At 60.9% G+C, this 14,261-nt stretch carries 15 protein-coding genes; 14 read left to right on the plus strand and 1 reads right to left on the minus strand.

The window, feature by feature from the left end:
• Nucleotides 1-481 precede the first annotated feature (481 nt).
• From CA951_RS43885 to CA951_RS44730, 4 genes are all read left to right on the plus strand, one after another.
• The gene (locus CA951_RS43885; protein WP_218780566.1) at nucleotides 482-826 is read left to right on the plus strand and encodes a pirin family protein; all 345 of its coding nucleotides are present in this window, start codon (nucleotides 482-484) and stop codon (nucleotides 824-826) included.
• Nucleotides 777-1,343 (plus strand): pirin family protein, encoded by a 567-nt coding sequence (locus tag CA951_RS43890; protein WP_373415112.1) that lies wholly within the window; start codon nucleotides 777-779, stop codon nucleotides 1,341-1,343. The genes CA951_RS43885 and CA951_RS43890 overlap by 50 nt, the downstream gene beginning before the upstream one ends.
• Nucleotides 1,344-1,593: 250 nt before the next feature.
• On the plus strand, nucleotides 1,594-1,758 hold the full coding sequence (locus CA951_RS44725) for an NAD(P)-binding domain-containing protein (protein ID WP_256974292.1): 165 nt from the start codon (nucleotides 1,594-1,596) through the stop codon (nucleotides 1,756-1,758).
• An 89-nt stretch (nucleotides 1,759-1,847) separates the two neighbouring features.
• On the plus strand, nucleotides 1,848-2,066 hold the full coding sequence (locus tag CA951_RS44730; protein ID WP_256974293.1) for an aldehyde dehydrogenase family protein: 219 nt from the start codon (nucleotides 1,848-1,850) through the stop codon (nucleotides 2,064-2,066).
• Nucleotides 2,067-2,378: 312 nt separating this feature from the next.
• On the opposite strand, the gene CA951_RS40660 is transcribed toward CA951_RS44730, so the two are convergent.
• A complete protein-coding gene (locus CA951_RS40660) occupies nucleotides 2,379-3,440 on the minus strand; it encodes an ABC transporter ATP-binding protein (RefSeq protein ID WP_087562244.1) in 1,062 nt (353 codons plus the stop codon).
• Nucleotides 3,441-4,043: 603 nt separating this feature from the next.
• Here CA951_RS40660 and CA951_RS40665 point away from each other — a divergent pair.
• The 10 genes from CA951_RS40665 to CA951_RS40710 all read left to right on the plus strand — a co-directional run bounded on the left by CA951_RS40665 (nucleotide 4,044) and on the right by CA951_RS40710 (nucleotide 13,954).
• Nucleotides 4,044-4,838 (plus strand): ABC transporter permease, encoded by a 795-nt coding sequence (locus tag CA951_RS40665; RefSeq protein WP_087562245.1) that lies wholly within the window; start codon nucleotides 4,044-4,046, stop codon nucleotides 4,836-4,838.
• Between the two features lie 76 nt (nucleotides 4,839-4,914).
• On the plus strand, nucleotides 4,915-5,700 hold the full coding sequence (locus CA951_RS40670) for an MlaE family ABC transporter permease (RefSeq protein WP_373415113.1): 786 nt from the start codon (nucleotides 4,915-4,917) through the stop codon (nucleotides 5,698-5,700).
• Nucleotides 5,701-5,703: 3 nt separating this feature from the next.
• Complete coding sequence (locus tag CA951_RS40675) at nucleotides 5,704-6,903, plus strand: MCE family protein (RefSeq protein ID WP_087562247.1); 1,200 nt, start codon at nucleotides 5,704-5,706, stop codon at nucleotides 6,901-6,903.
• On the plus strand, nucleotides 6,900-7,928 hold the full coding sequence (locus CA951_RS40680; RefSeq protein ID WP_087562248.1) for an MCE family protein: 1,029 nt from the start codon (nucleotides 6,900-6,902) through the stop codon (nucleotides 7,926-7,928). Before CA951_RS40675 ends, CA951_RS40680 begins: the two co-directional genes overlap by 4 nt.
• Entirely contained in the window at nucleotides 7,925-8,926 is a 1,002-nt protein-coding gene (locus CA951_RS40685) for an MCE family protein (RefSeq protein ID WP_087562249.1), read from the plus strand. The genes CA951_RS40680 and CA951_RS40685 overlap by 4 nt, the downstream gene beginning before the upstream one ends.
• Nucleotides 8,926-10,143 (plus strand): MCE family protein, encoded by a 1,218-nt coding sequence (locus CA951_RS40690; RefSeq protein WP_087562250.1) that lies wholly within the window; start codon nucleotides 8,926-8,928, stop codon nucleotides 10,141-10,143. Before CA951_RS40685 ends, CA951_RS40690 begins: the two co-directional genes overlap by 1 nt.
• Nucleotides 10,140-11,246, plus strand: coding sequence for an MCE family protein (locus CA951_RS40695; RefSeq protein WP_179220507.1), 1,107 nt, complete (start codon nucleotides 10,140-10,142; stop codon nucleotides 11,244-11,246). Before CA951_RS40690 ends, CA951_RS40695 begins: the two co-directional genes overlap by 4 nt.
• A gap of 22 nt (nucleotides 11,247-11,268) precedes the next feature.
• On the plus strand, nucleotides 11,269-12,705 hold the full coding sequence (locus CA951_RS40700; RefSeq protein WP_179220508.1) for an MCE family protein: 1,437 nt from the start codon (nucleotides 11,269-11,271) through the stop codon (nucleotides 12,703-12,705).
• Complete coding sequence (locus CA951_RS40705) at nucleotides 12,681-13,337, plus strand: hypothetical protein (protein WP_143543187.1); 657 nt, start codon at nucleotides 12,681-12,683, stop codon at nucleotides 13,335-13,337. Before CA951_RS40700 ends, CA951_RS40705 begins: the two co-directional genes overlap by 25 nt.
• Entirely contained in the window at nucleotides 13,334-13,954 is a 621-nt protein-coding gene (locus tag CA951_RS40710; protein ID WP_143543188.1) for a hypothetical protein, read from the plus strand. The genes CA951_RS40705 and CA951_RS40710 overlap by 4 nt, the downstream gene beginning before the upstream one ends.
• The last annotated feature ends 307 nt before the right edge of the window (nucleotides 13,955-14,261 follow it).

Genomic DNA, 14,261 nt, shown 5'->3' on the forward strand with positions numbered 1-14,261 from the left:
GCGCCTCCACCGAGCGATCCGGTGCACGCCGCAACTCCAACGCCTCCGGCGCCGCCTCGGCAACCACCGGAGCAATCTTCACCGCCTCCGCCAACAAATCCCGAGTATCCCGCGGCATCGCAGTAGCAGTCACTGTTCTCACTTCTTTCATTCAACGGAGGCGTCTGGCCCCACCCGGCGACCAGACAAAGAGCTTCGACTTGTACGTCGTGGACATGATCGCGGCGGCGAAAGTGGTCCTTCACCTGCTGCATCGACATCCTGAGTACGACCACCACAAAAGTTACGTGACCCGGGCCACAAACCTCTTGCGCGCACCGCCAAAAGGTGCCGGGAACCATTGCCTTCTCGCGACAGTCGACACAGGGGCCGCCAACACACTGTCAGACCTCTGCTGGCGCCCACACCGATGGCGTGCAATATTTGATAACGCATGGCGCTATAGCCCCCGACCAGGAGCCAGTTCGAAAGGAGCATGGTTATGAGCCTCGAGCCCGCTACCCTCGTGCCGATAGCCCGCCGTATTGCCGACGTAGACGACCCGACCCTGATCAAGGACTCGCCCCAGCACGTCGCTCGGGCCCTGATCCCAGCCGGCGACTGGGCACGCCACGATCCGTTCCTGCTCATGATGGAAGACCACTTCGAAGTCGGGGCCTTCGGAATGCACCCGCATCGAGGAATCGAGACCGTCACCTACGTCCTCGCCGGCTCGCTCACCCATATCGACAATCGTGGTAACAGCGGTGTCCTGGGGCCCCGGCGACGTGCAATACATGACCGCGGGCAGCGGTGTCATCCACCTCGAAGAACCTCCCGCCGGTGAGCAAGTGCACCTGCTGCAGCTGTGGCTGAACCTTCCGGCAGCGCAGAAGATGACCAATCCGCGGTATCAAGATCTTCGTGCGGCCGAGATGCCGCGGCATGTCGCGCCCGGTGTGGAGATCACCGTGTATTCGGGAACGTCGAACGGCATAACGTCACCCACACACAACCATGTGCCGGTGACGATCGCCGAAGCGCGACTGGCGGCTGGCGCCAATGTAATACAAGACTTGCCCAGTTCTTACAACGGGTTCGTCCACATCCTTGACGGGGAGGGCGAATTCGGCGCGAACCACATTCGTGGCAGTGCTGGGCAGACTCTGTGGCTGGATCGGCCGACGATCGCAGCAGACGGTGAGCTCTCGGTCGCCGCGATCACGGATCTGCAAGTCCTTCTCGCCGCTGGCGAACCACTCCACGAGGCCGTCGTCGCCGCCGGACCGTTCGTCATGAACACCGAAACACAAATTCGTCAGGCATTCCTCGACTTCCGAGCCGGACGATTCGGCCCACCATGAATCGGACGATATTCGAACTCAGTTGGATCTGTTCCTGTCTCGACCTCCAAATCTTCCCCCAGACCTGCCGCAATGCAAAAATGCACATCCCGTCGCAGATTCGGTGATCCCGTCGCCGGCCCCGCACGTCACACCGACTGCAGCCTCTCTGCAGGACCGCGCGTTGCCGAGCACGGGTCTCGGCGACGACATCCACTCGCCTCACCGTCGCCGTTTCCATCTGCCGACGACCACACTCGAGGAGTATCACATGAGCAAAATCGCGTTTCTGGGACTCGGAAACATGGGCCTCGGGATGGCCACGAACCTGGTCCAGCGTGGCCATATCGTTGCAGACGGCCCTGGTCGCGACTTCTCGGCAATCGTCACCGCCATCCGCGCCCGCCCGCGTATCGAAGGCTCGTCGCCGTCATAGCCGACAGTCACCATCGTCCGCGTGGACTACCCACTCGCCCTGCTAGTCCCTACCCGAGCGGGGCACCCGCCGCCCAAGCAGACACACGCATGACCTCCACCCAGACCTCCCTGTCCGAGTTCGGCATTCCCGAGGCCCGCGACGACCCATTGTTCGTCGACGGCGCATGGGCGGAAGCACTCTCCGGTGAATGGATGGACGTGACCACTCCCATCCGCCGCGGGAAGGTGATCGGCCGTGTCCCCGCCTCCGGTGCCGCTGACGCAGACCGTGCGGTTCGCGCCGCGCGCAAGGCCTTCCCACAGTAGCGGTCCCATCACTTCGCTGCGCGCCAGCGCATTCTCGGACAGATCGCCGACGCCACCGACGCCCGCTGCGAAGAGTTGGCCGAACTAACCGCCCTCGACACCGGGACGCCATACGCACCCCAGCCCGCACCGAAGTGCTCACCCTGGCAAACCTGTTCCGGTACTTCTCCGGCGTCGCCTGGCGTTCACCCACCGATAGTCCCGGACTGACCCGAGTGCCCCGCACCGAACATCCGATGCGGGGCCACCATTGGCTGTTACGACATCCTGATCGATTGCACCCTGCAACGGGCGAGCCTAGGTCGACGCCACCTACTCCCAGCCCCGACTATTCGCCGGCGCGAGCGCGTCTACGCGGATCACGTTCGTGGGCTCGACGGCGAAATCCGTTGTAGGATACTCGTCGAGGCTTTCCTGGATCGCGATCTGGGCGTTCTCCGGCAACGTGTGCATGATGTGCCGGACCCGTTCCTGNCGNCGGGCCACGGCCTGCCGGAACGGCATCCCCGGCGTCGCCTTCATCTGCGGAACGATGCCNTCGACGTCGTCGACACCACCGGCATGGTGCCCGGCGTCGACCATCGCCTGCTCCTGCGCCATCTGCGCCTCGTCCTTCTCCTCCGACATCCCGATCGGACCGATCATCGTGCCGTTGAGNAACTGCTTGACCACCGGCTCCTCGCTGGTGAGCAGCACCTCCCGCGGACCGAACATCACCAGATGGCGGCGGAACAACATCCCGATGTTGTCCGGCACCGTGCGGGCNAGGTTGATGTTGTGCGACACGATCAGAATCGTCGCATCGATCTCCGCGTTGATGTCGATCAACGTCTGCGAAATGTAGGTGGTGCGCACCGGATCCAGACCCGAGTCCGGCTCGTCGACGAGAATGATCTGCGGATCCAGCACCAGCGCCCGCGCCAGCCCGGCACGCTTGCGCATACCGCCGGANATCTCGCCGGGCAGCTTGTCCTCGGCCCCGAGCAGGCCGACGAGTTCCATCTTCTCCATCACGATCTTGCGGATCTCGGACTCGGACTTCTTGGTGTGCTCGCGCAACGGGAACGCCACGTTGTCGAACAGGTTCATCGACCCGAACAACGCACCGTCCTGGAACAGCACCCCGAACAGCTTCCGGATCTCGTACAGCTCCTTCGAGGAGCACTCNAGAATGTTGGTGCCGTCGATCACGATCGANCCCTGCTCCGGGCGGAGCAGACCGATCAGCGACTTCAGGAACACCGACTTACCCGTGCCCGACGGCCCGAGCAACGCACTGACCTCACCGGCCGGAAGGGTCAGCGTGACGTCCTGCCAGATCCTCTGCGAGCCGAAGGACTTGGTCAGTCCCTCGACGGATACCTCGACACCCATGTCTACCTCCTGTGATCCAAATACTGTGCGCTGACTCGGAACTACTTGATCGGTGCTCGATCCACAACACTTCGGTGCCCACGGACGCACTGTGGAACTACGAGCGAGCGAGGTAGTCACGCGCCTACGAAGACGATGCGAACGGCATATGTCCGGTAGCTCACCGACATGCCACGGGTGCTCGGCACCAAGAAATTTCGCCCCGTAACTCTAAAACAATCTGCACCGACAGGGAACCCTCGCACGAGATGCTCTGGCGAACTGGCGGAAACGTCGATTTCGCCTAATGCCGATCCAGGCTTGACGTTATAACATAGTACGCCTTAGTGTGTGTCAGCGCACAAATCCGCAGGACTATCTCGCGCGCCACGGTTCCCCCGCCCTATAGAAGCGCAGACACCAGGCGTTCGGCGCAGGTCGGAGCCCACCAGCCTGAGACGACGAGTTTTCGGCAGGAAGCATGGCGGCACCGACGGCTGTGCGATCAGATCCCGCGATTGCATGCAGACGGAGTAATTACGCCGTTCCACAGGACGTTCCTACTGGAGGACATACGTGACAATCGCCAACGGCCGCAGAGGCAGACAAGGCCTTTCCCCTGGGATGACTACGAAGGTGCGAGCCGCATCCGAAGCGGCTCGTCGCGGGATCTGGACGGTCGCCGCCGATGTCGGCGGTTTCTATCGCATGAGCGGCAAGACGTTCAAGCACGTGTTCCGCAGACCGTTCGAAGTCGAGGAACTCGTCACTCAGTCCTGGTTCATCGCTCGTGTCGCACTTGTCCCGACCATTATGGTCGCCATACCGTTCTGCGTGATCGTCGTCTTCCAACTCACCCAGTTGATGGCAGAACTCGGCGCATCCGACTTGTCGGGAGCCGGGGCAGGTATGGCGGTGATCCGTGAAATCGGCCCGCTCGTCAGTGTCCTTGTTGTCGCCGGCGCTGGAGGGACTGCAATTTGCGCCGATCTCGGTGCCCGAAAGATCCGCGAAGAAATCGATGCTGTCGAAGTTCTTGGTCTCGATCCCGTGCAACGCCTCGTCGTGCCCCGTGTGATCGCCTCGACCCTCGTAGCTCTTGCCTTGAACGGAATAGTCACAGTTGTCGGTCTTACGGGAAGCTTCCTGTTCACCGTTCTCGTCCAGAACGCGAGTGCGGGCCAGTTCGTAGCGAGCTTGACCCTCTTGGTGAATCTTGTCGACTTCCTCGTCAGTGAACTGAAGGCAGCCGTGTTCGGACTGCTCGCTGGATTGGTTGCCTGCTACCTGGGCATCAAGGCCAAAGGTGGACCCAAGGGTGTCGGAGACGCCGTGAACCAGACGGTCGTCTTCAGCTTCATGCTGCTCTTTCTGGCCAACTCGATCATCTCCGCTGTATTCCTGCAGTCAAAGTATTAGGGGCGCAACAATCGTGTATCCCACGTCTCGAATGGGCAGGCGGCTTTACCTCATATCCCGAGCTCCTGTCCGAAAGTTGACCGAAATCGGTTCACAGGCCGACTTCTACGGTCATGTCGCCACCGGAGTCCCTCACGCGACTCGGCGGTACTGGAAAGAGGTCATGCGCCTGCTGGCCTCGGTGAGTCTCGGCACCGGCGGTCTCGCGGTGATCGGAGGAACCGTCGTAGTCGTCGTGTTCATGACCGCAGCGATTGGGGTGGAGGTAGGACTCCAAGGGTACAGTTCCCTCGCGAACGTCGGCATCGAAGCGCTCGCGGGATTCGTTGCGTCGTACTCGAATACACGTGAAGTCGCGCCGGTCATCGCTGGTATCGCCCTGACGGCCACCGTGGGCGCCGGATTCACAGCGCAAATCGGCGCGATGCGAATCAGTGAAGAAGTCGACGCGCTCGAGGTCATGGCTGTGCCGTCCGTGCCATTCCTCGTCACGACCCGCATCCTGGCGGGCTCGATTGCCGTCGTCCCGCTGTACTGCCTGGCGCTGATCGGTTCGTTCATCGCGACACGCCTCATCGTCACCGCGGGTTATGGACAATCCGGTGGCACGTACGACCATTACTTCAGTGTCTTCCTGATACCCAGCGACATCTTCTGGTCGTTCGTCAAGGCCCTGGTCATGGCCATATTTGTCATGGCCAACCACTGCTACCACGGGTATCACGCTTCCGGGGGGCCCGCCGGGGTCGGGGAAGCCGTCGGCCGCGCCGTCCGTTCCTCGCTGATATCGGTCATGATGATCGACCTCGTATTGGATCTCGCCATCTATGGTGGCGCCTCGACTGTGCACATCACGGGGTAAACAGTGACCACTCGACACTCCACACGGCTGCCCATTCTCGGTGTCGCCACGATCATCGCTATCGGTGCGTTGGTTGCGGCGGCGATCGCCCAATTCAACCAATCCTTCACTCGATCGGAGATCGTAACGCTTATGTCGCCACGCGCAGGCCTCCTCATGGAACCGGGCGCAGCTGTCAAACTCCGTGGCGTGCCCGTCGGCACCGTCGGCGATATCGAAGTGGACTCAGACGGCGCGCGGCTACAACTGAAGATCGATCCCGACCGTATACCCGACATTCCCGACGATATTCAGGCACGAATCCTCCCGCCGACAGTATTCGGTGTCAAGTTCGTCGATCTCATCTCCGACACGGAGGCCACCCCAGCAAACCACCTCCGACCGAACACCGTCCTTTCCACAGATGACGTCACCGTCGAACTGAATTCGACGTTCGACGCGGTGATGAAGGCACTCGCAGCTCTCGACCCACAGAAGCTGAACACTGCGCTCGGATCCGTCGCCGGGTCCGTCGACGGCAAGGGCGATCAAATCTCCACGATCATGCGCAAGCTCGACGAGTTCCTCGGCAGGTTTAATCCCAATCTTCCTGCAGTGGTCGATACGCTCCCCGCCGCAACGGAGGTGGTTCACGATTATTCGCAGTCCTTCCCACCCCTGATCGAGACTATGTCGAACGTCGGTGTCACGAGTGAGACGGTTACAGAACAGCAGGCACAGTTCGGCGCCTTCTGGTTGTCCATGGCGAAGTTCGGAAACGAGAACTCCGATTTCCTGCGTAACAACGGCGGCCGGCTCATCACCACGCTTGATGTGCTGAAGCCCACGGTCGGTGTGCTCGAGCGATATTCGCCGGTGGTGCCCTGCTTGGTGGCGGGCTCGTCCTACAATGCCGATCAATTTCGCGCAGTTATGGGTGGGCCGGGATACGGTGGCGTTCAGAAGAACATGAGCGCTGAACTGGGTTTCGTTCCCGGCCTTCCGGCTTACGAATACCCGCATGACTTGCCGAAGACGGGAGTCGACACGGGCCCTGACTGCCACGGCCTGCCTCGCGCGAATGCGGATTCTGTCCCCTTCGTCGCCTACGACACCGGAGCCAACCCGTATCCGGGTAGGAACAACAACCTTCAAATCGGGTGGATTCAGCTTGGACAGTTCCTGTTCGGAGATCTGGGAACCAAGGGGGCCGGCAATCCATGAAACACGTTGCAACGACGATCAAACTGGTGTCCTTCTTCCTGGTCGCAGTGCTCGCCGCAGTCGCTCTCGGGCTCGCGCTGAACGAGACACAGACGGGCGGGCCGAAAGCGAAGTATCACGCCATCTTCACCGATGCGTCTTTCCTGAAGCCGAACCAAGAGGTCCGCATCGGCGGGGTCCGGATCGGAACCGTGGACGATCTGGAATTGACCGAGAGGAACGAAGTGCGCGTCACCTTCGAAGTGTCTGATGCACCTGAGTTGCCCGAGAGTCTCGAGGCCGCGATCCGATACAAGAACCTTGTGGGCGATCGCTATCTCGAACTCCTCCCGGGCGACGGTGCTGGAACTTTCCCCGCAGGTGGGACGATCGCGGTGGAGCGCACCCGCCCAGCGGTCGATCTCGATGTACTTGTCGGTGGCTTCAAGCCCCTGTTCCGCACTCTCGATCCCGAGCAGGTCAATTCTCTGACCGGATCGCTCATCGCCGCCTTCCAAGGTGAATCGGGTTCGATCGCCACACTGATGGCGTCAACGGCATCGCTGACATCCACCCTGGCAGACCGCGACCAAGTCATCGGCCAAGTCATCACCAACCTCCGCGATGGATTTGGTGTTATCAGCAGCCGGGACCGCACAGTAACCGACCTCATCGACCAGCTGCAGGGCTTGGTTTCCGCTCTGTCCGACGGCCGCGACCCCGTATCGCAGGCAGTGGTGCACATCAACGGTCTGACGTCCTCGGCGGCGGATCTACTCTCACAGGTTCGTCCCGACCTGAAGGATTCTCTGCCGAAACTCCAGCAGGCCTCGACCACCATCAACGACAACTCGGCCTCGCTGGAAGGCACTCTGCAACAGCTACCTGAGACCTACCGAGCCATCAGCCGAATCGGCGTCAGCGGCGACTTCTTCAGCTTCTTCCTCTGCAACCTGCGATTCCAGTTCGACCCGTTAGGTCAGGATGTCAAAACTCCGTGGATCAACAGTGACATGGCCCGCTGCAACGGAGAGCCGGTGAAATGAAACAGCTACGAATCCCGCGCTGGAGCGCGGCCGGACTCGGCTTCGTCGGCACCGCAGTGATCCTGGTGAGCCTCGTTGCCGTCCTCACGATCAGCGGAGGCATCGGTTCTTTCGGGGGCAGAACTTATCGTGCGGCGTTCTCCGAGGCCGGGGGTATCGCATCGGGCGACAGCGTCATCGTGTCGGGGGTCCACGCCGGCAAGGTGGACGAAGTCGAGTTGATGGATACCTGGGTACAGGTCACCTTCACCATCGATAACGACGCGGTTGAACTGGGTGACCTCACCACCGCGCAGATAAAGGCGCAAACCCCGCTCGGCCGGAAGGCCTTGCAAGTGGTACCGGACGGCAGCGAGCACATGGGTGACAACGAGCTGATCCCGCTCGACCGCACGACACCTCCCTACGATGTCGCTGCCGCGCTGGAGGATTTGACGAAGAACGTCAGCGACATCGATACCCCGAGAGTATCGGAGTTCCTGGACGTCCTTTCCCAGACCTTCGACGACACCACCGACGAGATGCGCCCCGTACTCGATGGAATGAAACGAATCTCGACGACCGTCGGAAGTCGCGACCAAGCTGTTCAGGATCTTCTGGCGAGTACCGCAGGGGTGTCGGGAATCCTCGCCAGCCGAGATGCTCAGATCCAGCAACTCATCGGCGACGGCTCGGTGTTGCTATCGACAGTGAACGACCAGCGCCAGGCCCTCGACCAACTGTTCGGTAACACCGCCGCCCTGTCCGCACAGTTGAAGGGGACCGTGACCGACAATCAGGAACAGCTCCGCCCTGCGCTGGATCAACTGGACGGCGCGCTCGCGCTGATCCAACGCAACCGCGAGTCGGTCGCGGGGACTCTGACTGGTGGCGCCGGCGTTCTCCGTGCACTAGGGGAGGTCTTATCCGCTTTTCCTGGGTTCAACCTTTACATTCCGAACCTCGCACCGACCAATCTGATTCCCGGCCTTCCGGAACTGCTGACGGGAGGCAAGTGATGGCCACGATCAGCCGCACGAAGTGGTGGCTATACGTTGCGATCGGCGTCGTCTCAGTCATCAGCATAGGATTTGGCACGGTCACCGTGTGGGACCACGTCGCACCGACAACACGGGTCACCGCGCATTTCGAGCGGGTCAGCGGACTTTACACCGGTGACGAGGTGCGCATCCTCGGCGTGAAGGTTGGAAAGGTCACGGCAGTCGAACCGCACGGCGATGAAGTCGTCGTAGCTTTCGAGTTCGACGGCGGCCGCAAGGTGCCGGCCGACGCCATGGCCGCGATCGTGTCTCCGGCCCTGGTCAGTGGGCGGTACATCCAACTCGCACCTACCTACACGGGTGGACCAGAACTCGCAGACGGCGCCGACATCCCAATCGAACGGACGGCGGTGCCGGTGGAATGGGACCAGATCAAAGATGAACTGACCACCCTTACCGAGGCACTCGGGCCCAAGGACACCGGTACCGGCTCCCTCGCTCGCTTTGTCGACAGTGCCGCTGCCGGATTCGACGGCAATGGCCAATCAATTCGCGAGACCATCTCCGCGCTACACGATGCCGCAGCAACCATTGGGCGTAGCAGCACCAACCTGTTCGCGACAATCGATAACCTCAACAAGTTCATTCGCGCAATGAACCAGAGTGACTCTCAGATACAGACGCTCACCACTCAGTTGGCGTCGATTGCAGCGTTGCTGAACGACAACCGCGGGCGGATGGCAGAAGCGCTCACACAACTAGACGAGGCCTTGCGTGCAGTATCCGACTTCGTCCTGCAGAACAAGGACCGAATTCAGTCGAGTGTCGGCCAGCTCAGCGACGTTGCCACCATGGTCCAGGACAACCAGACGGCACTGGCCAACGTGCTGCACTCGCTACCGATCACCTTAGCCAACTTCTACAACATCTACGATCCGAATTCGCATTCCTTCACCGGCAGAATCGCACTGCCACACTTCGCCGACGTACCGACCTTTGTGTGCCAGACCGTCTTTTCCCTTGGGGGAACCCTCGACGACTGCCGCTCATCTCTCGACCCCTATCTGAAGCAGTTCGACAATCCCAATCTGCCCCTGGGCTTCAATATTTTGAACCGCCCAGGTACCACCGACCAAGCACCGCCAGGGACCGCAGCAGTGCCTGTACCCGGCACTCCTCCCATCAATACCGGTGCCCTGGGGTCCCTATTCGGAATTCCGGAAGGACAGAAGTGAGCCGGAAACTTCGCCGCATCAGCGCGTGCACCGCGCTTACCCTCACTGCTGCCACACTCACCGGCTGCAGTTTCAAGGGTGTCAACTCGATCGTCCTCCCCGGTGAAGGAACGGGCGGCGACAGCTACACCCTCTCCCTTCAGTTCGACAGCGTCGCCAACCTCGTCCCGAATTCCGAGGTGAAGTTGAACGATGTCACGGTCGGAACGGTGAAATCGATCCACCTGGACGGCTGGCAACCGGTTGTGGAAGTCGGTATCCGCGGTGACGTTGTTCTGCCGACCGATACCACCGCGGCGGTGAGCCAGAAGAGTCTCCTGGGCGCCCAGATCGTCGAGCTCGCAGTACCAGCAAATGGACAGGGAACCGGCAGCCTCGGCGACGGCGCCGTCATCCCGATCGACCGCACCACCAAGTTCCCTGAGACCGAGGAAGTACTCGGTTCATTGTCCATCTGGCTCAACGGCGGCGCCGTCGACCACCTACGAACGATCACCATCGAGATGAACAAATCGTTTGGCGGAAACGATCGAACGGTGCGGAACCTCATCGACCAACTCAACGAATTGGTCGGAACGCTGGATGCCCAGCGCTATGAGATCACCGGCCTGATCGATCAGATGGACCAATTCGGCCAGAGCCTCGAAAACCAACGAGTTGAACTCGGTAGTGCCATCGAACGACTCGAACCCGGATTGACAGTACTGAACAGACAGTCGAACGACATCGTCAATGCCGCCGGTGCGATGGCAACCTTCGGAGATCTCGGCACCCAGGCGGTCGAGGGGTCTCGCGATTCGTTGTTGTCGATCATGTCGGACCTTCAACCGATCCTCGACAGCCTCGTCACTGCTGCTCCGGACCTACCGAACGCCGCCGACATCATCCTCACGTTGCTGTTTCCTGTCAGCACTCACGACCATGTCCTCAAAGGCGACTATCTCAGCGCTGCCGGGACGTTCAATCTCACGACCAAGGATCTAGGCGGGGCATTCGCTACGGCGCCGATCGTGACAGCGCCACCGAACGATGCGGAACGGACAATCAATCCGTTGCAATCGTTGTTGATTCCCGCTCCCCCTCTTCCTGGGCAGGGTAACTGACATGTTCACACGGTTGATCAGAATGCAACTCGCCGCCTTTGCCATTATCGCGGTCGTGGCGACAGCTGTGGTCGTAGTCCAGTACCTGAAGCTGCCACGTCTCATGGGATTCCAGCAGTATCACGTCGCCGCAGATATCACCGATGCCACCGGAATCTACGTCGGCGCCCTGGTCACCTTGAGGGGCGTCGAGGTCGGGAAGGTTGACGGTGTGGCTCTTCACGGTCCCGGCGCTCGACTCGACCTCTCTCTCGACGACGCCACGGCGATTCCGGCCGACGTATACGCGACAATCCGCAGCTCGACCGCCGTCGGCGAACAGTACGTCGAACTCACCTCCGAGAACGACCAACCGCCCTTCCTCCAAGCCGGTACGGTAATTCCCGCCGATCGCACGACCCCGCAGGAACCCATCACGAACATGCTGACGAGTGTGACCGAGCTGGCGCGAGCGATCCCGGCCGATAGTTCAACTGTGCTTCTCGATGAGATGTCTACCGCTTTTCAAGATGCGGAACAGGATATTCGGGAACTCATCGCACACGCAGACACCATCGTCAGCGGCGCGGTCGAACACGCTGACTCCTCGAGCCAGGTGTTTCGTGAGCTTCCACCCTTCCTCCACACCCAAAGTGTCATCAATGGCGACGTTCAATCACTAACGAGAGACCTGGCTTCGTTCACTACTCAGGTAGTGCAAAGCGACAGCGATCTGCGGGCAGTCATCGACGATGCTCCCACAACGGCAACAGCGATCAACGACCTGGAAGCGGGGATATCCCAGTCGTTGCCGGTGCTGCTCGACAACCTCACCTCGACCGGCGAAGTTCTCAGACTCCAGATCCCTGGACTGACACAGTCCCTCGTGTTGTATCCCGCTGTCGTCGCCGCGTTGCAGACGGCCTTTATCCACACCGACGAGGGAACCTCCATCCGTCTTCGGGTGCGTACGACGTCGAACGACCCTCCCCCGTGCTACGAAGGCTTCACTCCGATGTCCGAACAACGAGCGTGGGACGACGTCAGTCCGGCACCTCAACCGACGGACATGTACTGCAAAGTTGCGCAGGACGATCCGCGGGACGTGCGTGGGGCGCGCAACACTCCGTGCGCCAACGACCAAGACCTCCGGACCCCCTATTTCGAGGAGTGCCTCGGTAGGCCCCGGGGTAGCCAGCCTGTTCCAGTGGGCTCGGTTCCCCCCGTCACCTTGTCGTCGCCGGGATTCCCCACGCTTACCCCATCACCGCCCGCGCCGACGGCGACGTCTGCCCCGGCGCCGGGTGATACACCAGCCGACACGGGATCCGCGGCCCAGAGCAGCGATTGGAGAACCACGTACGACCCACAAACCGGGTTGTTGTCAGGACCTGATGGACGGCTATATCTGCTGGACACGATGTCCGCCAGGGAGGAAGGTACGGAGAAGGAAACATGGAAAAATCTGATCTTGAAGTAAATGCCGGCGCGGACAGCGCCGTCGGACTGATCGAGCGCAAAGCATTTCGATCCGCCGCTGACCGCGACGAAAACCCGGATTCGATAACGACTCGATTCGGGTCCGAAACCACGACGGCACGCACACGGCTACGAAAGTACGTCGTCCACCACAAAACCTTCAGTACAGCACTGTTGGTTCTGATCGCCGCCATCGTCGCGGCCTCGACGGTAACGGCTACGTTGTGGAGCAAGGTGCAGGACGAGCATCGAGCCGAAGCGCGACGCGCGGCCGCGCTCGACGTTGCACGTGATGCCTCGGTCGGCCTCACCAGTATCAAAGCTGAAACTGCCCAATCCGACATCGACCACCTCCTGAGCATGGCCACCGGCCCCTTCAGGGACCAATTTGCAGAGCAAGCAGCCACGGTCACCCAGATGGTCAGCGACAGCAAGGTCGATTCCACAGGAAACGTCATCGAGACCGGGCTCATCCACGTGGACCCGACAAGTGCACAGGTCCTGACCGCCGTGACCGCCACGGTCAAGAATGCTCAGGCACCGGACGGCGAGCAAAGGCATTTCCGGATGAGAATAAGTCTCACCCAGGAGAACGACCGCTGGATGATCTCGAATCTGGAGTTCGTCGCATGACCGCCACCAATAGCGCAACCATGAAATCCTCCGCCACACCTCAGGGGACTCCTACAGACTCCACGACAGCGAACGAACCGATGGATACGACAATGGACGATTCAATCCACGCCGACAGTTCAGCCTCGGGAAGAAGTCGCCGGCGGGTTCTTGCACTCGGGTGCTCGACCTTCATCCTCTGCGCGCTTGTCACAATCGGCGCCGTGCTATACGGGAAGGTGCGCACCGCCGAGGACACTGACACGTCCCGTTCACAGGCCGTCACTGCTGCCCGCGATCTTCTGCCCAAGGTGCTGTCCTATGACTACAACAGCCTCGATGCGTCGCTCACTGGGGCGACCGACGCTCTGACCGGAGATTTCAAGTCGGACTTCGAGCAACTAGTCGACTCCACCGTCCGGCCATCTGCCATCGAACGGAAGATCGTCACAACCACTGTGGTGCAGGACGCCTCGGTAGTGAATGCCGACCAGGGGCGCGCGACGGTGCTCGCCTTCATCAACCAGTCGACCACCGCGGCAGACCAGCAGACACCAAAGATTGACGGTGCGCGTCTCCGAATCGGCCTCGAGAAGGTAGACGGCCAGTGGCTCATCTCATCGATCGACCCCGTGTGACTTGCCACGCGGGTTACAGACATTCGAATGGCGAATGTCATGCGAGGCAGTGAATTTAGAAATCGGAGCGGCGAACGGCTCCCTCTCCTTGAATCCGGCCCGGAGAAGCGATCGACCCGAGGTTTGAAGCGAGCACCGTGGACGGCCGCAATTAGTGAAGCGCCACATAGAAATCACGAAATTGCGCCAGATCTCGTTACCTGACGGACGAACCCCTCAACCTGGGTGCCTCTCTAATTGTCGATCGTCGCCTGCGGATCGATTCTTGTCCGATCGAAGACGATGTTTTCGTCGGTGAGCATGATGC

Source organism: Rhodococcus sp. NCIMB 12038, from assembly GCF_002165735.1.
In the GTDB taxonomy this organism is placed as follows: Bacteria; Actinomycetota; Actinomycetes; order Mycobacteriales; family Mycobacteriaceae; genus Rhodococcus_F.

What these genes read in the sequence shown, in the direction of transcription:
- CA951_RS40690 (WP_087562250.1), top strand. Translation starts at nt 8,926, where the DNA reads ATGGCCACGATCAGCCGCACGAAGTGGTGGCTATACGTTGCGATCGGC.
- CA951_RS40685 (WP_087562249.1), top strand. Translation starts at nt 7,925, where the DNA reads ATGAAACAGCTACGAATCCCGCGCTGGAGCGCGGCCGGACTCGGCTTC.
- CA951_RS44730 (WP_256974293.1), top strand. Translation starts at nt 1,848, where the DNA reads ATGACCTCCACCCAGACCTCCCTGTCCGAGTTCGGCATTCCCGAGGCC.
- CA951_RS40710 (WP_143543188.1), top strand. Translation starts at nt 13,334, where the DNA reads ATGACCGCCACCAATAGCGCAACCATGAAATCCTCCGCCACACCTCAG.
- CA951_RS40700 (WP_179220508.1), top strand. Translation starts at nt 11,269, where the DNA reads ATGCAACTCGCCGCCTTTGCCATTATCGCGGTCGTGGCGACAGCTGTG.
- CA951_RS43890 (WP_373415112.1), top strand. Translation starts at nt 777, where the DNA reads ATGACCGCGGGCAGCGGTGTCATCCACCTCGAAGAACCTCCCGCCGGT.
- CA951_RS40705 (WP_143543187.1), top strand. Translation starts at nt 12,681, where the DNA reads ATGGAAAAATCTGATCTTGAAGTAAATGCCGGCGCGGACAGCGCCGTC.
- CA951_RS40665 (WP_087562245.1), top strand. Translation starts at nt 4,044, where the DNA reads ATGACTACGAAGGTGCGAGCCGCATCCGAAGCGGCTCGTCGCGGGATC.
- CA951_RS43885 (WP_218780566.1), top strand. Translation starts at nt 482, where the DNA reads ATGAGCCTCGAGCCCGCTACCCTCGTGCCGATAGCCCGCCGTATTGCC.
- CA951_RS40680 (WP_087562248.1), top strand. Translation starts at nt 6,900, where the DNA reads ATGAAACACGTTGCAACGACGATCAAACTGGTGTCCTTCTTCCTGGTC.
- CA951_RS44725 (WP_256974292.1), top strand. Translation starts at nt 1,594, where the DNA reads ATGAGCAAAATCGCGTTTCTGGGACTCGGAAACATGGGCCTCGGGATG.